The following is a 17,917-nucleotide window of genomic DNA, read 5'->3' on the forward strand; positions in this document are numbered from 1 at the left end:
GGCGGCCTTTTCGGCGGCATGCAGCCCCGACATGCGGCGACATGCGTCAGCCCAGCTCAATTTCGTGGGCTTGCAGGTAATCGCGGTTCATCTCGACACCGAGCCCAGGCTTCGACGTCAGTTTGAGGCTGCCGTTCGAAACGTCGAGTGGTGCGTCGATGAGATGATCGTATTTGCCCAGGTTCCACTCCGACGTCTCGAGTTTGTAGAAGTTAGGAACGGTCATCATCACCTGAGCCCCCGCAACCACGTTGATCGGCCCCGCGGCGTCATGCGGCGAGACCGGGACGTAGTAGGCTTCGCACAGGGCAGAGATCTTCTTGAGTTCGGTAATGCCCCCGGTCCAGGTGACGTCAGGCATGATGTAGTCAGCGAGCTTGTTTTCGAGCACCGGCACGAAGTCCCACTTGGTGTGGCCGCGCTCCCCCCACGAGATGGCGGCGCTGACCTTCTCACGCACCTGCTTGAGGGCGTTGAGGCTCTCGGGCGGGCAAGGCTCCTCGAACCAGTCGATCTGGCCGGCTTCCTCGAGGCTTCGACAGAGACGAATGGCGGTCGGAACGTCGAAACGGCCGTGCGCATCGATCAGAATATCGACATCAGGGCCCGCCGTTTCGCGGATCAGAGCCGTGAGTTCGGCCGCTTCGCGCTCGTCCTTGCGGGTCATGCTGCCATCGAGGTAGCCGTCCCGCTGTTCGCGCGACACGCCATCGGCGCCACGTCCCTGATGCGGGAAAGGATCAAACTTGAGCGCGGTGTGTCCGGACTCGACGATGTCTCGAATTTCGCGGACCACCGCCTCCTTGCTGGTAAATTTGGACTGGTTGGGATGGGTGTAGAGCGCGATTTCATCGCGCACCGGCCCGCCCAGCAGCTCGTAGATCGGCTTGCCCAAAACTTTGCCCCGGATGTCCCAGAGAGCTATGTCGATGGCGCTCACGCATTCGACCGCGGCGCCGCGGCTGCCCATATAGGTGAAGCTGCGGAAAATCTTGTGCCAGAGGTGCTCGATCCGGGCCGGGTCCTCGCCGGTCACGGCGACGCCGATCTGCCGCAGGATCGTGCAGAGAGCGCGGTTGGCGAGCCTGGTGGTGGTTGTGATCTCTCCCCAGCCGCTCACCCCCTCGTCGGTCGTCACTTCGACGAACAGGTACTCTCCCCAATAGGACGCATCGGACTTGATCAGCCACGGCCGAATGCTCGTAATTTTCATGTCAGCTACCTCTGTCTGATCGTCGGGCTAGCGATGTTCCGGATCGGGCATTCTATCCGGCCCGAGCGGCGTTGCGCGCACGCATATGTTCGAGGATGTGCCGGCCGGAGCCCTCGACATGGCGAGCAACGAGTTCGGCCGCCTTGTCGGCGTCTCCCGCCTTTACCAGCGCGATGAGCTCGCGGTGCTCGCGAATGATCGCGGCACGCCGGGCAAGCGTGAAATTGAAACGCCGGCTCACGGCTCGCAGCACTTCACGATGCTTCCACCAAAGCTCGGCGGCATGGCGGTTGTAATGCCGCTGGTACATCACGGTGTGGAAGGCGGTATCCAGCTCGCTGTGCCTGAATGTATCGGCGAAGTTGTTCTCTTCAATCAGGTCCTGGAGACGTTGGAGTTCGGCGATGTCCTCGCCGGTGGCCATGTTCACAAACCACCGCGTCAGGGCCGGCTCGATCAGAACGCCGATCTCGTAGATGTCGCGGACAAACTCCTGATCGATAGGCCGGACGCGCGCCCCGCGGTTGGGAAGAAAGATGACAAAGCCTTCGCCCCGCAACAGCTGCAGAGCCTCGCGCACGGGGTTGGTCGAGGTGCCGTGGCGCCGGGCGAGATCAGTGACCACAAGCCGTTCGTTGGCGGCAAGCCGTCCCTCGATGATGTCTTCCCTGATCAGCTCATAAAGCGAGGCGCCCTCGCTGGACGCTCCTATGGGGTCAATCCCCACCGGCGGCTTGGCTTTGAAATCGTCTGGTTCGGCCAAGGCCGGCTCCCCCTGGATTAATACACACTCTTTCCGATTAACACGCAAAGTTTGGATAAACAATGTACGATCTAGCGCGTTGACAGGCAATTCATGATCTGAAAACGTACAAGGCTCCCGAACGGGTACACAGATATAAAGACGTCCTGCGATCAAACGAGCAAAAACCGCTTTTGCCTCGCCGCAAAGCGGCATGGGAGAACCAGGGAGGATACCTATGACGAGGATTTTACTCGGCAGTGCGGTCCTGCGCGGCACTGTCGTCAGCGTTTTGGCGGCATCGCTGATGTCCACATCGGCGCTGGGCGCGCCGCCGGTCGACCTCAGCAAATGGTCGCCGGAATATGTCCGCGCCATCGCGGGCACACAGGATTTCGACACGGCGGCCGATTGTGCCAAGGTCACCCCGCTGGACTATAAGGGGCGACTGACCTTCTGGTATCAGGGCGTGTTCGAGGGCGACCCCGACCTCCTGCGCCAGTACTACAAGGATTTCTTCGAAACCTTCCGCAAGACCTATCCAAACATCCAGCTCGAAGAACAAGCCCTCACCTATAACGACCTTCTCGACAAGTTCCGCACGGCGCTCCTGGGCAATGCCGCGCCGATGGCGGTCCGCCTGCAAATCCTGGGTGGGACTGAATTCGCTTCAAAAGGCTATCTGCAGCCGCTCAAGCCCGAGGATGTCGGCTATTCGACCGAGGACTTCTGGCCCGGCGCCATGAAGGCCGTGACCTGGGACGGGGTGACCTACGGCATTCCAACCAACAACGAAACGATGGCGTTCATCTGGAACGCCGACATCTTCAAACGCGCTGGTCTCGATCCGGAAAAACCACCGGCAACCTGGGACGACGTCGTCAAATATTCCAAGCAGATCCACGACAAGCTCGGCATTGCCGGCTACGGCCTCGTGGCTCGCAAGAATGCCGGCAATACGCCGTATCGCTTCATGCCTCAGCTATGGGCTTATGGCGGCGGCGTCTTCGACGAAGCGGCGGCAAATCCGACCTATGAGCAGGTCGAGCTCGATAGCCCGCAGAGCAAGGCGGCGCTGCAAGCTTCCTACGACATGTATGTTCGCGACAAGTCGGTTCCGGTTTCGGCACTCACCAACCAGCAGGCCGATAACCAGCCCCTGTTCGTCGCCGGCCAACTCGGCATGATGATCTCGCACCCGTCCGACTACAATGTCATGCTCGACCTGCAGAAGAAGGCGACGGGCACCGACAAGGACAAGGCGCAGACCGTCATCGACAACATGCGCTACGGCCTGATACCGGCTGGGCCCGACGGCAAGCGCGCCGTCGTGTTCGGCGGCTCGAACATCCACATCCTGAAGCCCGAATATGTCGAAGGCGGCAAGGTAGACGAGCCGGCCGCGAAGGCTATCATCTGCATGTGGACGAGCCCTGAGTGGTCGCTGAAGATGGCCTATGCCGGATCGAATCCCGGCAACCTGAACGGCTTCAAGACCAAATGGATGAAGGAACGTCTGGACAACATCAAATTCCTCGATGTCACGACCTCGATGCTGCCATACGGCATCCCCTTCCCAGCGCTGCCGCAGGCCCCGGAGATCATGAACATCATCGTCCCGGACATGTTGCAGAATGCCCTGACCGGAGCGATGACCGTCGACCAGGCGGCGGACGACGCGGCCAAGAAGGTGAAAGACCTGATGGGCGGGCTCTAGTCCGCGCCTGACCTAAGACCTGACCGGCTGCACCGACAGTGCGGCCGGTTCGTTCCGAAGAAACAAGGGCATACCATCGTGACGATCGTCACCGACAAGGCCGACGCGCGCCGAAAATTGCAACCCGGCAGGTCCGACGCGCTGCGGAGGATCTGGGAGCATCGCGCCGACTACGCGTACGTGCTGCCCGCGATCGCCGTGATGCTCATCGTCATCGCCTATCCGATCTACTACACGATCGAGCTGTCGTTTTATAAGACGCCGCCCGGCCTGCAGCTCCGTGACAAGACCTTCATCGGCTTCGACAACTACACGGCCATCCTCACCAGCGAGGTGTTCTGGAAAGTCACCTGGAACACGCTGGTCTGGACATTCGGATCCACCTTCATCTCCTTTGTCCTGGGGTTTGCCACAGCGCTGGCGCTCCACCGCGACTTTGTCGGCCGCGGTGTGCTGCGCGCTATCCTGATTATTCCCTGGGTCATCAGCGCGGTCGCCGCCTCCTATATCTGGAAGTGGATCTACCATTCGGATTTCGGCATCATCGGCGCAGTGCTGGTCGGCCTCGGATTGGCCGACCGACCGCCGAATTTCATCGACAATGTCAGCACGGTTCTCCCCTCCCTGATCGTCGTCAACATCTGGCGCGAGTTTCCGTTCGCCATGATCATGATGATGGCGGGCCTGCAGACAGTTCCCGAGCAGTTGCTGCTCGCCGCGAAAGTTGACGGAGCCAATGCGTGGCAGCGCTTCTGGCACGTCACCTTCCCGCATCTTCGCAACGTCTCGGTGGTGACGATCCTGCTGCTGGCAGTGGCCAACTTCAATTCCTTCATCATCCCCTGGATCATGACCGGCGGCGGCCCGTCGAACGCGTCGCATATCTGGATTACCCACATTTACGAACTCGCCTTCGGCCGGCAGCGCTGGGGTGTGGCATCGGCCTATTCGGTGCTCCTGTTCATCATCCTGATGACGCTGGGCTACTTCTATGTCCGTGCGCTGAGCGGCAACGAGCGGAAGGAGGGCGGTGCATGAGCGCGATTGCCGAGACGGCCTCCCGAGGCCAGGCCCGTCGCCGTATGCGCGTCGACGGGTGGCGTTGGGCCGGGCGCATCTTCCTCGTTTTCATGCTGCTTTATACGGCGTTGCCGATGATCTGGATGCTGATCACCTCGATCAAATCCGGGTTCGCGGCGACGCAATTCCCGCCGCAATGGTGGCCGGACGAGCCGACCCTCGCCAGCTATCAGAAATTGCTCGATCCGCAGAACAGCGTCGGCCAGGACTTCCTCCGCTTCTTCTGGAACAGCCTGTTCGTGTCGACCGTCACGACAATCCTTTCCGTGATCGTGGCTGTCCCCGCGGCCTATGCTTTTTCGCGCTTCAGTTTCCCCGGGCGGAACTTCCTGTTCTTCGCCGTTTTGCTGCGCAACATGTTCCCGGCGGTGATCTTTCTCGTGCCGCTCTTCATCCTGATGCGCGCTATCGGCCTGGTGAACACCCACGGCTCGCTCATTCTCACCTATCTAACCTTCGGGCTGCCGCTGGCGATCTGGCTGCTCAAGGGCTTCTACGACAACATCCCGGTGCAGCTCGAGCAGGCGGCGCGCATCGATGGCGCAACACGGTTCCAGGCCTTCATCCTGATCGTGATGCCGCTCTCGACGCCCGGGATCATCGCTACAGCGATCTATTCCTTCATCGGCGCCTGGAACGAATACATCTACGCCTACACCTTCCTTTCCAAGAACGAGCAATTGACGCTGCCGGTCGGCATCCAGCGCTTCTTCTCGGAAAACACGACGGACTTTCCGGGCCTGATGGCGGCCAGCTTCATGATGAGCGTGCCCGTCGTGGTGCTGTTCCTCGTCCTGCAACGATACTTCGTACGCGCCCTTACAGAAGGCGCGGTCAAGCACTAGAGCCGGATGATTTCAGGTCGAACCGACCTGAAATCTGAATCCGGCTCTCAATCAAGGAGATAGTGCATGATGCCGCCCGAAAGCCGCTTCACGCTTTTCAGCATCCTGCTCTAGGGAGTTGCCTATGGCCCACGTGGTCCTCAAAGATCTCGTCAAGACCTATGGCGGCTTCAAAGCTGTCAACGATGTTTCGCTGACGGTCAATGACGGCGAGTTCGTTGCGCTGGTCGGCCCTTCAGGCTGCGGCAAGACAACCACGCTCAATCTCGTCGCGGGGCTGACCTCGATCACATCGGGCGACATCGTCATCGGGGACCGGGTTGTCAATGATCTCGACCCCAAGGACCGGGACATCGCCATGGTGTTCCAGAACTACGCGCTCTACCCGCAGAAATCGGTTTACAAGAACCTGGCGTTCCCGCTGCAGATGCGCAAACTCTCCAGGGACGAGATCGACAAGAAGGTCAGGGAAGCGGCGCGCGTTCTCGACATGACGCACCTGCTCGAGCGCAAGCCGCGGGAACTTTCGGGCGGACAGCAGCAGCGCGTCGCCCTTGGCCGTGCCCTCGTCCGCGATCCCGCTGTGTTCCTCATGGACGAGCCGCTCTCCAACCTCGACGCCAAACTGCGCGTCCAGATGCGGTCCGAGATCAAGCGCTTCCACCAGGACCTCAAGGCAACGATCATCTATGTGACGCACGACCAGCTCGAAGCCGTGACCATGGCCGACAAGATGGCGGTGATGAATGGCGGCTATCTGCAGCAATACGATTCACCGGCGCAGGTCTTTGCCCATCCGGTCAACATGTTCGTCGCCAGCTTCATCGGCAGCCCGGCGATGAGCCTCATTCCGCTGGAGGCTTCAACGGCGAACGGCAGCACCGCGTTGACCAGCGCGGAAGGCTGGACGCTTGAGCTGTCGCAACTCAACGCGCGCAAGGTTGAGGGGGCGACCACCAAGAAGGTCGTGCTCGGAGCGCGGCACTCGACGATCAAGCTGCACAAAAGCGCGGTCCCCGGCGCCATTCCGGCCAAGGCCTATACGGTGGAGCCGACCGGAGACGTCACTTTCGTGCAAGCATTCCTGTCGGGCGCCATCGTCAATATCAGCGTGTCGCCCAATGTCGCCGTCAAACCTGATGAGCGGATCTGGCTCGAGTTCGACCAGGAGCGGATGCATCTGTTCGACGGCGAAACTGAAATGGCCCTCAAGGTCGACTGAGATAGGGGATGCGCGTGGAACGCGGGCGTGGATGACTAAGAACCTGAAGATCACCGCGATCAAGCCCTACCCGGTGTGGGTGGGAACGCGCAACCAGATGCTCGTCAAGGTCGAGACCGACCAGGGTATCTTCGGCTGGGGCGAGAGCGGCTTGAGCGGTCGCGAGAAAGCCGTGGCGGGCGCGGTCGAGCACTATCGCGAATTTCTCATCGGCCGCGACCCGATGCAGATCGGGCGTATCTGGCAGGAGGTTTATCGCAGCCAGTACTTCGAAGGGGGTCGGGTCCTGCAGGCGGCGATTTCCGCTATCGACATCGCCCTTCATGACATCAAAGGCAAGGCGCTGGGGGTGCCAGTCTACGAGTTGCTTGGCGGCAAGCAGCGCGACCGCGTGCCCACCTTCGCCTCGACCGGAGACGAGGCCGAGGGTGATGTTGCGATCGAACGCGCCCGCGAACTGCGCGCGCAGGGGTGGCAGGCGATCCGCTTCTTCCCCACCGGACAAAGCAGCAAGGACGTCTTCGAGCCGCGTGAATCGATCGGCCCTACTGCGAGCATGCTGAACAAAGCGCGCGAGGCGCTGGGCGATGAGGTGGTGCTCGGCGTCGATTATCATCACCGGTTGTCGGTGGCCGAGGCGGCGAGCTTCTGCAACAAGCTCGGCCGCGGCGTGCTTGATTTCCTCGAGGAGCCTATACGGGCCGAGACACCGGAGGCGTACGAGTCCCTTCGTACGATGACCGACATCCCCTTTGCCATCGGCGAGGAATTTGCCAGCAAGTGGCAGTTCCTGCCTTACATCGAGCGCGGCATCCACCAGTTCAACCGGCTCGATGTCTGCAATGTCGGCGGGCTCACCGAGGCGATGAAAGTCGCTGGCTGGAGCGAGGCGCACTATGTGGACCTGATGCCGCACAATCCCCTTGGCCCGGTGTGCACGGCCGCAACCGTGCATCTCGCCGCCGCGGTGCCCAACTTCGCGTGGCTAGAGACCAGGATCCCCGAAAGGAAGCTGGGTTTCGACAATTCCGACTTTTTCCCCGTACAGCCAAGGCTCGACGGGACCGATTATCCGGTCAGCGACCTGCCGGGGCTCGGCGTCGAGGTCAATGAAGCGGCGGTCCAGGCGCAGAGTTTCCGTTTCTGGGAAGCGCCACATCTCAAGCGCCGCGACGGCTCTGTCACCAACTGGTAATTCAATTCAACCGGAGTCCGAAAATGACGCATACTCCCGATATCACGCGGCCGCCCAAGGACCTGATCGACGCGCTAAGGGAGATCGGCGCCGCTACGGTCGCGGGCACACTTGGCCATATGGGCTTTCGCAATCCGCACATGGTCGGACCGGTGCCGCAGAACCATGGGAAGTCGATCGTCGGGCCGGCACTGACATTGCAGTTCATGCCGCAGCGACCGGACCTCTTCACCGAGGGAGAATATGCCGATCCGGAGACGCAACTTCACAGACATGTGCTCTACCATGCGCAGGAGGGCGACGTGGTCGTCGTCGACGCGCGCGGCGACATGAGCTCCGGTGTCTTCGGCGATATGATGTCGACCTATTTCAAGGGCAGAGGCGGCGCGGGCATCGTCATCGACGGGTGCATGCGCGACCGGCCCAATGTCGAAAAGCTCGACCTGCCTCTTTGGCTGCGCGGCTGGACGCCCAATTATCATGTGCAGACCAGCATCTATCCCAATGCGGTCAACGTTCCGATTGCCTGCGGCGGTGTCACGGTGATTCCCGGCGACATCATCGTCGCCGATGACGACGGGGTGGTGGTGCTGCCCGTCGCAATGGCCCCGAAGGTCATCGAAGAATCCCAGAAACATCACGATTGGGAGGAATTCTCACGAATGAAACTCATGGGGGGAGCGCCGTTGCAACGCTACTACCCACTGCACCCAAGCGCTAACGACGAGTACGAGGCTTGGCGGAAAGCCAACGCCAAACCTTGATAGACAGGATGAGCTGACAGTCGCCGGCGCGCGTCAGCCATTCCCCCAAATTTACCCTGGTGCCGCATTGTGCATCGAACAGGTGCGCCTTTGCACACCATCATCTCCAGCCCGATCTCCTGATCAGGTTTGAATGGCGGCCGATCCGGCTCTCCGCCCGCTCGTTGACCAGCTGGATTTAGTCCCTAGCCATTCCAGACCTGTCCCTGCCGAAAGCTGGCGGCTTTTGCATCGGGAGATACCTGACCGCGCTGGTGGCGACACATTACCGTAACGGAAGCGGCCCTATCATTCATTCGGTGATTTTGGGCGGGGGCCGGAGGATCGCAGGCCGGGACCGTCAGAATTAGGGGACCTGATATGGCCACGCAGCTTTGTCACATAGAGACAGCATCCTCGGGAACGGGCTCGGCAATGGCTCCAAAGTTCGCGGAATCATGCGCTTGGGCGAATGCACGAGGCGTAACAATCTATCAGCGTTCAAAAACGGTATGGATCGCGGCCGGCGGCTATCGAGGCCGCGATTTGAAAGTAAAGGGACGGTCGCCGGCCACCGCGCTCGCACTATGGATTGAGGCTGTCCAGTATAGAGGTTCGACATGGGGCTGACCAATGAGGCGTCCAGGGCACGCAAGGAGATCAGCATCCATCGTATCGCCGCCCTGATACCAGCTTAGGGTATCGCAGGCCGTCACCGAAATTAGATCCCGGGCCGAGCTTTGTCCATGCGATCAGCCCGGACTGCTTTCGTCGAGCTTGGTTCATCATGAGCCCGCGAGCGCCAGCATGACGCTCGCCCCAAGTGCGGAACACATCTGGCTCAACATCAATCGGACCCCTGGAACTGAACATTTTGAGCGGCCGCGCCTGGCGCCGCGACTCCGGTCGCGTAAAAATGTTTCTGCCGAAGCCGAATCAACTCCGCCATCATGTTTTCTCCAGAAGAAGCGCCCATATTTAAAAACAGGTTGGCGGACCGTTGCCATTCGGGCAGACACTGCTGGAGTTGCGGCGATGATCCGAACCCGCCAAAACGGTTGGCGCGCCCCGCCGGAACGGTTTGATATCGCGGTCAACACGTAGGGAGAAACACGCGATCGGGTTGCGCTCGGCATGTGTTGATGGTTTGTTGCCGGTCAGCGGAGAACGAGTGATGCGAGAATCCATCGGTCAAGACGAATACGGGTCGACCAGCCCCTTCGATCCGGACGACCTGCCGAATTTGAATGCGATCGGTCCGGCGATGGGCAGCGGTAACGACTTCGAGAGATACGCGGTCGCCGTCATAATCGTGTTTGGCGCCCTGATCATAGGCGGGCTGATGGCCGCGTCGATGACCTTCGGCCACCGCAACGGTTTCCTGTTCGCGCTCGGCGGCGCCACATCGGCCTGGATATCGGGAAACGCGCTTCTGCTCGACCGGCCGCGCATCTACGCACTGTTTGTCGGCATCGCGGCCCTGATGCTGATCGCATCCACCGTCACGCTGATTTCGTGACGGCTTGATCGTCAATTAGCGCGGTCGTTTCACGGAAACCTAGACCGCCCTGTCTTTTCGTCTTCGACGCGATTGCGGACGCGGGTTCACGCGCCTTCGGAGTGCGCCAGTCAATAGCCGAGCGCCTCGCCGGAAGCGGCGCGGCTGTCGATGGCGCCGTTGTAACGGGCGCCACCCCCCTTCTCGATTTCCGCCAGGCTCTTGCCGCCGACCAGGATGCCGGCCGCCTGGCCCCAGGTCTTGTCGCCGAGGTCGAGATGATAACCCATGCCGGCCAGCAGCCTTTCGGTGTCGGGCGAGAGTCCGAACGGCTCGATATACACTGTGTCGGGCAGCCATTGGTGATGGATGCGCGGCGCGTCGATCGCCTCCTGGATATTCATGCCGTGGTCGATGACGTTGACGATGGCTTCCAGCGTGATGGTGATGATGCGCGAACCGCCGGGGCTGCCGATGACCATGAACGGCTTGCCGTCCTTGGCCACCACGGTCGGGCTCATCGACGACAGCGGCGTCTTCTTCGGCTGGATGGCGTTGGCCTCGCCCTGGACCAGGCCGTAGAGGTTGGGCACGCCGGGCTTCTGGGTGAAATCGTCCATCTCGTTGTTGAGCAGGATGCCGGTTCCGTCGGCGACGACGCCGGCGCCAAACGAGCCGTTGAGTGTGTAGGTGACCGCGACCGCGTTGCCGTCCTTATCGACGATCGAATAGTGGGTCGTCTCCTTGCTCTCGCCGAACCCCTTCGGCATCAGGTCCTGAGAGACGCCGGCCCGGAACGGATCGATCTTGTCGCGGATGTCCTTGGCGTAGGCCTTGTCCAGCAGTTTCGAGACCGGATTGTCGACGAAATCGGGATCGCCGAGCGCCGAGTTGCGATCGACATAGGCGTGGCGCATCGCCTCGACCATGACATGCACGGTCTCTGCCGAACCGGCGCCGAGATAGGCGAGCGGATAACCTTCCAGCACGTTGAGGATTTCGCAGATGATGACGCCGCCGGAGCTCGGCGGCGGCGAGGAGATGATCTCGTAGCCGCGATAGGAGCAGGTCACGGGTTTCAGTTCGCGCACCGCATATTGCTCGAAATCGCCCTTGGCCAGGATGCCGCCCTTGGCGCCGCTCGCCTTGACGATGGCATCGGCGATGGCGCCCTTATAGAAGGCGTCGGGGCCTTTCTCGGATATCGCCGAGAGCGAGGCGGCGAGGTCGGGCTGGACCAGCCGCTCGCCGATGCTATAGGGCTTGCCGTCGGGTTTCAGGAAGATGGCAGCCGCTGCGGGGTCTTTCGCCAACCTGTCTGCGTTCCCGGCAAAAGACGCGGCGTCGCCCTGGTTGAGGATGAACCCATCCTTGGCATAGCGAATGGCCGGCGCCATCAGGTCCTGCCGGGACAAGGTGCCGTATTTTTCGCGCGCCATCTCGAAACCGGCGACGGAGCCCGGCACGCCGACGGCGAGGTAGCCATCGAGGCTGGCACCCTTCACTGGGTTGCCGTCCTTGTCGAGATACATCGTCTTGGTCGCCGCCAACGGCGCACGCTCGCGGAAATCGAGGAAGGTCGACCTGCCGTCCTTGAAGCGGACGGTCATGAAGCCGCCGCCGCCGATATTGCCGGCATTTGGATAGACGACGGCGAGCGCATAGCCGACAGCCACCGCCGCATCGACGGCGTTGCCGCCCTTCTTCAGGACTTCGACGCCCACCTCCGACGCCAGATGCTGCGCGGTGACAACCATGCCGTTCTCGCCCTTGGCGGGCGCTGGCGAGGCGGCGAAGGCGGCCGCCCATGGCGTGAAAGCGATCGTGAAGGAGAGGCTGACGGCGATCAGCGTGCGGCGAGTGATATGCATGGCGGGGCTCCTGGCGAGGACGCCTAGGAAAACCCGTTAGGGCGGGTGAGTCCAGCCAATAGTAAAGGTTTCACACCCCGTCTTATCGACGGAGAGCCTGAGCAAGGTCTACACGATCCCACCGCTGCCGCCGGCAACCGCCGGGCGTTCCGCCGCGACCTTGGCGCGGTAGCCTGCCGCCCGGTAGGCGGCGACCGGGTCGATGGCGCCGCCGGTGTTCAGCCGCGCCATGGCCAGGATCGGCTCGACATCGGTGCGGTAGGCCGCCTTCAGCGTCTGCGTCGCCATAAGCGCATCATTGGCCTCCTGAAAACCTTCCAGCGCCTTGCGGTCGACCAGCAGCGCCTGCGCGTAGGCGCGTTGCACCTCGACCGCGGACAGCATCAAGCTCTCGATGGGATCGGTGACGTTGTGGCTCTGGTCGAGCATATGCGCCGGATCGAACCCTTCGGCGCCGGCCAGTTCGGCATCGACCAGTTCGTTGAAGACCAGGAACAGCCGGTAGGGGTCGATCGAGCCGGCATCGAGGTCGTCGTCGCCATATTTCGAATCGTTGAAATGGAAGCCGCCCAGTTTCCTGAACTGGATCAGCCGCGACACGATCATCTCGATGTTGACGTTGGGCGCGTGGTGGCCGAGGTCGACCAGGCAGAAGGCCTTGTCGCCCAATTCCCTTGATATGATGTAGTTGGTGCCCCAGTCTTGGACGACGGTGGAATAGAAGGCCGGCTCGTACATCTTGTGCTCGGTGAACAGCTTCCAGTCGGCGGGCAGTCCGGCATAGACCTCCTTCATGGCGTCGAGGTAGCGCTCGAACGCCTTGGCGAAATTGACCTGGCCCGGAAAATTCGAGCCGTCGCCGATCCACACGGTAAGCGCCTTCGATCCAAGCGTCTTGCCGATCTCGATGCATTCGAGATTGTGCTCCACCGCCTGGCGGCGGGTGCCGGCATCGGCATGCGACAGCGAACCGAATTTGTAGGACAGCGTCTGGTCCCTGGCGTCGGAGAAGGTGTTGGAGTTCATGGCGTCGAAGCCGAGGCCGAAACGCGAGGCCGCCTGCTTCAGCCGGTTCGGGTCGGCCTTGTCCCAGGGAATGTGCAGCGAGACGGTCGGTGTCGCCTGCGTCAATTGCTTGATGACGGCGCAATCCTCGATCTTATCGAAGATGTCGCGCGGTTCGCCGGCGCCGGGGAAACGGGCAAAGCGCGTGCCGCCGGTACCGACTCCCCAGGAGGGGATGGCGACGGCGAATTTCTCGACCTTGTCGCGGATGACGTCGATGGCGATGCCGCGGCGGTCGAGTCGTTCGCCGAGCGAGGCGTAGTCGCGATCCAGATTGGCCTTGCGCGCGGCATTGTCCTTGTCGACTACGGCGGCGGAAATGATGGTTTCGGACACTGCTGTTCCTCCCAGATATGTTTGGTCGGCGCTGCCCCTCACCCTTACCCTCTCCCCGTGAAGAACGAGGAGAGGGGATCACCGGCGTTGGAGCGCATCCCTTCTCTCCGTCACTATACGGGGAGAAGGTGCCGGCAGGCGGATGAGGGGCGGCGCAACCCTCAAAGACCGTCGCTTATCGCGTAAAGCTCTGCGCGTTGCCGGCGTCGACGTTGATGATGTTGCCGGTCGATTTGGCCGACATGTCGGAAGCGAAGAAGTAGATCGCTTCGGCGATGTCTTCGGGAAACACCGAGCGCTTCAGCATCGAGCGCGAGCGGTAATGTTCCTCGAGATCGTCGGTCGACATCTTGTAGGCGGCGGCGCGCTGTTCCTTCCACTCGCCGGTCCAGATTTTCGAGCCCCGCAGCACGGCGTCCGGATTGACGACGTTGACCCTGATCTGCGCCTCCGCGCCCTCCAGCGCCAGGCAGCGGGCGAGATGGATCTCGGCTGCCTTGGCGGTGCAATAGGCGGCGGCGTTTGGCGAGGCGGCAAGGCCGTTCTTGGAGGCGACGAAAACGACGTTGCCGCCGATCTTCTGCACCCTAAACAGCCGGAACGCTTCCCGCGAGACCAGGAAATAGCCCGTCGACAGGATGTCCATGTTCTTGTTCCACAGCGCCAGCGTCGTGTCCTCGATCGGCGCCGAGGAGGCGAGACCGGCATTGGAGACCAGAATGTCGATGCCGCCGAACTCAACCGCTGTCTCGGCAAAGCCCGAAACGACCTGGTCTTCCGAGGTGACGTTGATCACCACCGGACGGACGAAATCCTTGCCATAGGCTTTCGCCAACTCCTCGTTGGCGCTGGCGAGGGCGGCCTCGTCGATGTCGGCAAGCACCACGCAGGCGCCTTCGCGCAGCAGGCGGCTCGCCGTCGCGCGGCCGATGCCACCCGCGCCGCCGGTGACGAGCGCGATCTGGCCCGCCAACGACTTCGGCTTCGGCATGCGCTGCAACTTCAGATCCTCGAGCAGCCAGTATTCGATGTCGAAGGCTTCCTGGGCGGGCAGGCCGACATAGGAGGAGACGGTGGAGGCGCCGCGCATGACGTTGATGGCGTTGACGTAGAACTCCCCTGAAATGCGCGCGGTCGCCTTGTCACCGGCGAAGGTGAACATGCCGACGCCGGGCATCAGATAGACCACGGCATTGGGGTCGCGGATGGCGGGAGAGTCCGGATGCTTGCAGCTGTCGTAATAGGCCTGATAGCCGACCCGGTATTCGGCGATATCGTCGGCCAGGCGCGCAATCACCGCATCGACATCGGGCTTCGCCGGATCGAACTCGATGACCAGCGGGCGGATCTTGGTGCGCAGGAAATGATCGGGGCATGAGGTGCCGAGTGCCGCCAGCGGACGCAAATCCCTGGAATTGACGAATTCGAGCACGGCGGCGGAGTCGTCGAAATGGCCGAGCTTGTGGCTCTTTTCCGAGATCAGGCCGCGGATTTTCGGCATCAGCTTCGCGGCGATGGCGCGGCGCTCGGCGGCGTCGAGCGACTTGACCGCTTCGCCACCGAAAATGGCGACGCCCTCGGAGCGCCGCTCGAACCACTCGATCGCCTGGTTGATCACCGAGATCGTCGTTTCGTAGCATTCCTTCGGGCTGTCGCCCCAGGTGAACAGGCCGTGGCTTTCCAGAATAACGCCCTTGGCGGCCGGATGGTCGAGGCAGAATTTCTCCAGCCACAGGCCGAGTTCGAAACCAGGGCGCTTCCACGGCAGCCAGCCGATGGCATCGCCAAAGATCTCTTTCGTCAGGGCCTTGGAATCTTTAGCGGCCGCGATGGCAATGATGGCGTCGGGATGCATGTGATCGACATAGGGCTTCGGCACGTAGGCATGCAGCGGCGTGTCGATCGAGGCGGCGCGCGGATTGAGATTGAAGGTGCAGTGGGGCAGGTAACCCACCATCTCGTCTTCATGCTCGACGCCGCGATAAAGGCCTTTGAGGGCCTGCAATTTGTCCATGTAGAGCGTGGCAAAACCATCAAGCTTGATCGAAGCGCTGTCGCCGCCCGAACCCTTCACCCACAGCACTTCCACGTCCTGGCCGGTGAGTGGATCCTTTTGCCGGATTTTCGACGATGTGTTGCCGCCGCCGTAATTGGTGACACGCTTGTCGGAGCCGAGCGTGTTGGAACGATAGACCAGAAGCTCGGGATCGCTCATCCCCCTTGCCTTCGCATCATCCCAAAGATTGGCGAGGCGCGAGCCGGAGCGCTTGTCGAGCATGGGTAATCCTCCCTTGAAGCGCGGACGGTGCGCTCCTCTTTTCGTCGGGAATGTCTACGCAAGACGCCGCCTTGTCAATCACAAACGATCAACATCAATCATATTGCACTGCACAATGAAATTATATGATCGGAAATGATTGACACTGCGCGATTTCTAATGCCAGATGGCCGTGCAGGGAGGAACCATGCACGAAAAAGAGCGCCACAGGATCATTCTGTCCGCCGTCCAGGAAAAGCCTGTGGTGACGGTGCAGGAAATGGTCGACCTGACGGAGTCGTCCGAGGCGACGATCCGGCGCGATATAGCGGCCCTGCATGTGCAAAAGCGGCTGCGCCGGGTGCGCGGCGGCGCCGAGGCAATCACGCCGCCACAGTTCATCGGCCTTGCCGGCCGGCCTTTTTCCGTCAACGAGACGCTCAATGCGGCGCAGAAGCGCGCGATAGCGCGGGAAGCGGTGGAGCTCTGCAAGGACGGCGAGCCGATCATCATCAATGGCGGCACCACCACCTTCCAGATGGTGCATTTCCTGACCGGCCGCCGCATGCCGATCTTCACCAATTCCTTCCCGATCGCCGAAAGCCTGCTCAAGCACTCCAAGAACACGGTGATGCTGTCCGGCGGCACGATCTACCGCGAGCAGAACATCATCCTGTCGCCCTTCGACAATGACGTGACGCGCAATTTCTACGCGCGCCGCATGTTCATGGGCGCGCAGGGGCTCGGGCCGCTCGGCCTGATGGAAGGCGATCCGCTGTTGATCCAGGCGGAACAGAAGCTGATCGACCAGGCCGACGAGCTGGTGGTGCTGGTCGATTCCTCGAAATTCCGCAAACGCTCCAGCCTGATCCTGTGCGGCCTCACACGCATCGCCACCGTCATCACCGATGACGGCATAGAGGACCGCGAGGCAAAGATGCTGGAGACAGCAGGGGTAACGCTGATCGTCGCCCGCAAGTCGGCAAAGGAAGAATCTTCGCTGCAAGCCTGAGACACCCTCACGCCCGCAGCGGCGATGGAATGCAACGCTCAAGGGAGGAATATTCGATGAGCTTTCTGAAGAAACTGATGGTAACGGCGGCCTTTTCCGCCGCCATGTTCGTGAATGCCGCCTATGCCGAGAACGTCAAGATCGCGCTGGTGGTGAAGTCGCTCGGCAACGGCTTCTTCGACGCCGCCAACAAGGGCGCCGAAGAGGCGGCCAAGGAACTCGGCGACGTCGACATCATCTACACCGGCCCGACCAAGGCGACTGCCGAAGCGCAGATCGAAGTGGTCAATTCGCTGATTGCGCAAAAGGTCAACGCCATCGCCATCTCCGCCAATGACGCCGACGCGCTGGTGCCGGTGCTGAAGAAGGCCATGGACCGCGGCATCACCGTCATCTCCTGGGATTCGGGCGTCGCCAAGGAAGGCCGCCAGCTTCACCTCAACCCGTCCGACACCGGCCTGATCGGCGAGACCATCATCAAGCTCGCCGCCGACTATTTGCCGGAGGGCGGAGACGTCGCCATCCTGTCGGCCTCCTCGACCGCGACCAATCAGAACGCCTGGATCGACGCGGCCAAGAAGGTGCTGCCGGAGAAATTCCCCAAGATCAAGCTCGTCGCCACCGTGTATGGCGATGACGATTCGGCCAAGAGCACCGACGAAGCCAAGGGCCTCTTGAAGTCCTATCCGAACCTCAAGGCGATCATCGCGCCGACCACCGTCGGCGTCGTTGCCGCCGCCCAGGTCGTCACCGATGAGAAGCTGATCGGCAAGGTCAACGTCACCGGCCTCGCTCTGCCGTCGGAGTTCAAGAAGTTCATCGACAACGGCGCCAGCCAGGCGGTTGCGCTGTGGAACCCGATCGACCTCGGTTACTCCGCCGTCTACCTCGCCCACGATCTGGCGGTGAAGAAGGAAGAGGCCAAGCCCGGTGCGACGCTGTCGATCGGCCGCGTCGGCAAGGTCACGCTCGACGACACCAATTCGGCTGCGATGGCTCCGCCCTTCCAGTTCGACAAGACCAACATCGAGAAGTTCTCCAAGATCTATTGATATCGGACTGACGGCGCTGCCCCCTCATCCGGCCGCTTCGCGGCCACCTTCTCCCCACTGGGGAGAAGA

General features: G+C 61.6%; 14 protein-coding genes. 9 read left to right on the forward strand and 5 right to left on the reverse strand.

All coding sequences use genetic code 11. The features are described from left to right. Window positions 1-46: 46 nt before the first annotated feature. Complete coding sequence (locus tag FJ964_RS24205; protein ID WP_140552725.1) at window positions 47-1,213, reverse strand: mandelate racemase/muconate lactonizing enzyme family protein; 1,167 nt, start codon at window positions 1,211-1,213, stop codon at window positions 47-49. 52 nt (window positions 1,214-1,265) lie between these two features. Then, window positions 1,266-1,976 (reverse strand): GntR family transcriptional regulator, encoded by a 711-nt coding sequence (locus FJ964_RS24210; RefSeq protein ID WP_140552726.1) that lies wholly within the window; start codon window positions 1,974-1,976, stop codon window positions 1,266-1,268. A gap of 217 nt (window positions 1,977-2,193) precedes the next feature. On the opposite strand from FJ964_RS24210, the gene FJ964_RS24215 reads away from it, so the two are divergent. From FJ964_RS24215 to FJ964_RS24245, 7 genes are all read left to right on the forward strand, one after another. Then, window positions 2,194-3,672 carry a sugar ABC transporter substrate-binding protein gene (locus FJ964_RS24215; protein WP_140552727.1) on the forward strand — a complete coding sequence of 493 codons (1,479 nt, stop codon included), beginning with the start codon at window positions 2,194-2,196 and terminating at the stop codon, window positions 3,670-3,672. 78 nt (window positions 3,673-3,750) lie between these two features. Next, window positions 3,751-4,710 (forward strand): sugar ABC transporter permease, encoded by a 960-nt coding sequence (locus FJ964_RS24220; protein ID WP_140552728.1) that lies wholly within the window; start codon window positions 3,751-3,753, stop codon window positions 4,708-4,710. Further along, window positions 4,707-5,597 (forward strand): carbohydrate ABC transporter permease, encoded by an 891-nt coding sequence (locus FJ964_RS24225; RefSeq protein WP_140552729.1) that lies wholly within the window; start codon window positions 4,707-4,709, stop codon window positions 5,595-5,597. Before FJ964_RS24220 ends, FJ964_RS24225 begins: the two co-directional genes overlap by 4 nt. A gap of 124 nt (window positions 5,598-5,721) precedes the next feature. Beyond that, entirely contained in the window at window positions 5,722-6,819 is a 1,098-nt protein-coding gene (locus tag FJ964_RS24230) for an ABC transporter ATP-binding protein (RefSeq protein WP_140552730.1), read from the forward strand. Window positions 6,820-6,850: 31 nt separating this feature from the next. Beyond that, window positions 6,851-8,014: a mandelate racemase/muconate lactonizing enzyme family protein gene (locus tag FJ964_RS24235; protein ID WP_140552731.1), complete on the forward strand. Its 1,164-nt coding sequence runs from the start codon at window positions 6,851-6,853 to the stop codon at window positions 8,012-8,014. A gap of 23 nt (window positions 8,015-8,037) precedes the next feature. After that, window positions 8,038-8,778: a ribonuclease activity regulator RraA gene (locus tag FJ964_RS24240; RefSeq protein ID WP_140496549.1), complete on the forward strand. Its 741-nt coding sequence runs from the start codon at window positions 8,038-8,040 to the stop codon at window positions 8,776-8,778. A 1,153-nt stretch (window positions 8,779-9,931) separates the two neighbouring features. Next, complete coding sequence (locus tag FJ964_RS24245) at window positions 9,932-10,276, forward strand: hypothetical protein (protein ID WP_140496551.1); 345 nt, start codon at window positions 9,932-9,934, stop codon at window positions 10,274-10,276. Window positions 10,277-10,386: 110 nt separating this feature from the next. Here FJ964_RS24245 and ggt read toward each other — a convergent pair whose 3' ends face one another. From ggt to FJ964_RS24260, 3 genes are all read right to left on the reverse strand, one after another. Beyond that, a complete protein-coding gene (ggt, locus tag FJ964_RS24250) occupies window positions 10,387-12,126 on the reverse strand; it encodes a gamma-glutamyltransferase (RefSeq protein ID WP_140552732.1) in 1,740 nt (579 codons plus the stop codon). Between the two features lie 108 nt (window positions 12,127-12,234). Next, a complete protein-coding gene (gene rhaI, locus FJ964_RS24255; protein ID WP_140552733.1) occupies window positions 12,235-13,527 on the reverse strand; it encodes an L-rhamnose catabolism isomerase in 1,293 nt (430 codons plus the stop codon). A 175-nt stretch (window positions 13,528-13,702) separates the two neighbouring features. Next, window positions 13,703-15,805, reverse strand: a complete 2,103-nt coding sequence (locus FJ964_RS24260; protein WP_140552734.1) for a bifunctional rhamnulose-1-phosphate aldolase/short-chain dehydrogenase — start codon at window positions 15,803-15,805, stop codon at window positions 13,703-13,705. 187 nt (window positions 15,806-15,992) lie between these two features. Between FJ964_RS24260 and FJ964_RS24265 the strand changes: the two genes are divergently transcribed. After that, entirely contained in the window at window positions 15,993-16,796 is an 804-nt protein-coding gene (locus tag FJ964_RS24265) for a DeoR/GlpR family DNA-binding transcription regulator (protein WP_140552735.1), read from the forward strand. 56 nt (window positions 16,797-16,852) lie between these two features. Further along, window positions 16,853-17,848, forward strand: a complete 996-nt coding sequence (rhaS, locus tag FJ964_RS24270; RefSeq protein ID WP_140552736.1) for a rhamnose ABC transporter substrate-binding protein — start codon at window positions 16,853-16,855, stop codon at window positions 17,846-17,848. Window positions 17,849-17,917: the final 69 nt, after the last annotated feature.

This window comes from Mesorhizobium sp. B2-3-2 (assembly GCF_006442295.1).
GTDB lineage: Bacteria > Pseudomonadota > Alphaproteobacteria > Rhizobiales > Rhizobiaceae > Mesorhizobium.

What these genes read in the sequence shown, in the direction of transcription:
- ggt (WP_140552732.1), bottom strand. Translation starts at nt 12,126, where the DNA reads ATGCATATCACTCGCCGCACGCTGATCGCCGTCAGCCTCTCCTTCACG.
- FJ964_RS24260 (WP_140552734.1), bottom strand. Translation starts at nt 15,805, where the DNA reads ATGCTCGACAAGCGCTCCGGCTCGCGCCTCGCCAATCTTTGGGATGAT.
- FJ964_RS24245 (WP_140496551.1), top strand. Translation starts at nt 9,932, where the DNA reads ATGCGAGAATCCATCGGTCAAGACGAATACGGGTCGACCAGCCCCTTC.
- FJ964_RS24265 (WP_140552735.1), top strand. Translation starts at nt 15,993, where the DNA reads ATGCACGAAAAAGAGCGCCACAGGATCATTCTGTCCGCCGTCCAGGAA.
- FJ964_RS24230 (WP_140552730.1), top strand. Translation starts at nt 5,722, where the DNA reads ATGGCCCACGTGGTCCTCAAAGATCTCGTCAAGACCTATGGCGGCTTC.
- rhaS (WP_140552736.1), top strand. Translation starts at nt 16,853, where the DNA reads ATGAGCTTTCTGAAGAAACTGATGGTAACGGCGGCCTTTTCCGCCGCC.
- FJ964_RS24235 (WP_140552731.1), top strand. Translation starts at nt 6,851, where the DNA reads ATGACTAAGAACCTGAAGATCACCGCGATCAAGCCCTACCCGGTGTGG.
- FJ964_RS24225 (WP_140552729.1), top strand. Translation starts at nt 4,707, where the DNA reads ATGAGCGCGATTGCCGAGACGGCCTCCCGAGGCCAGGCCCGTCGCCGT.
- FJ964_RS24215 (WP_140552727.1), top strand. Translation starts at nt 2,194, where the DNA reads ATGACGAGGATTTTACTCGGCAGTGCGGTCCTGCGCGGCACTGTCGTC.
- FJ964_RS24205 (WP_140552725.1), bottom strand. Translation starts at nt 1,213, where the DNA reads ATGAAAATTACGAGCATTCGGCCGTGGCTGATCAAGTCCGATGCGTCC.
- FJ964_RS24240 (WP_140496549.1), top strand. Translation starts at nt 8,038, where the DNA reads ATGACGCATACTCCCGATATCACGCGGCCGCCCAAGGACCTGATCGAC.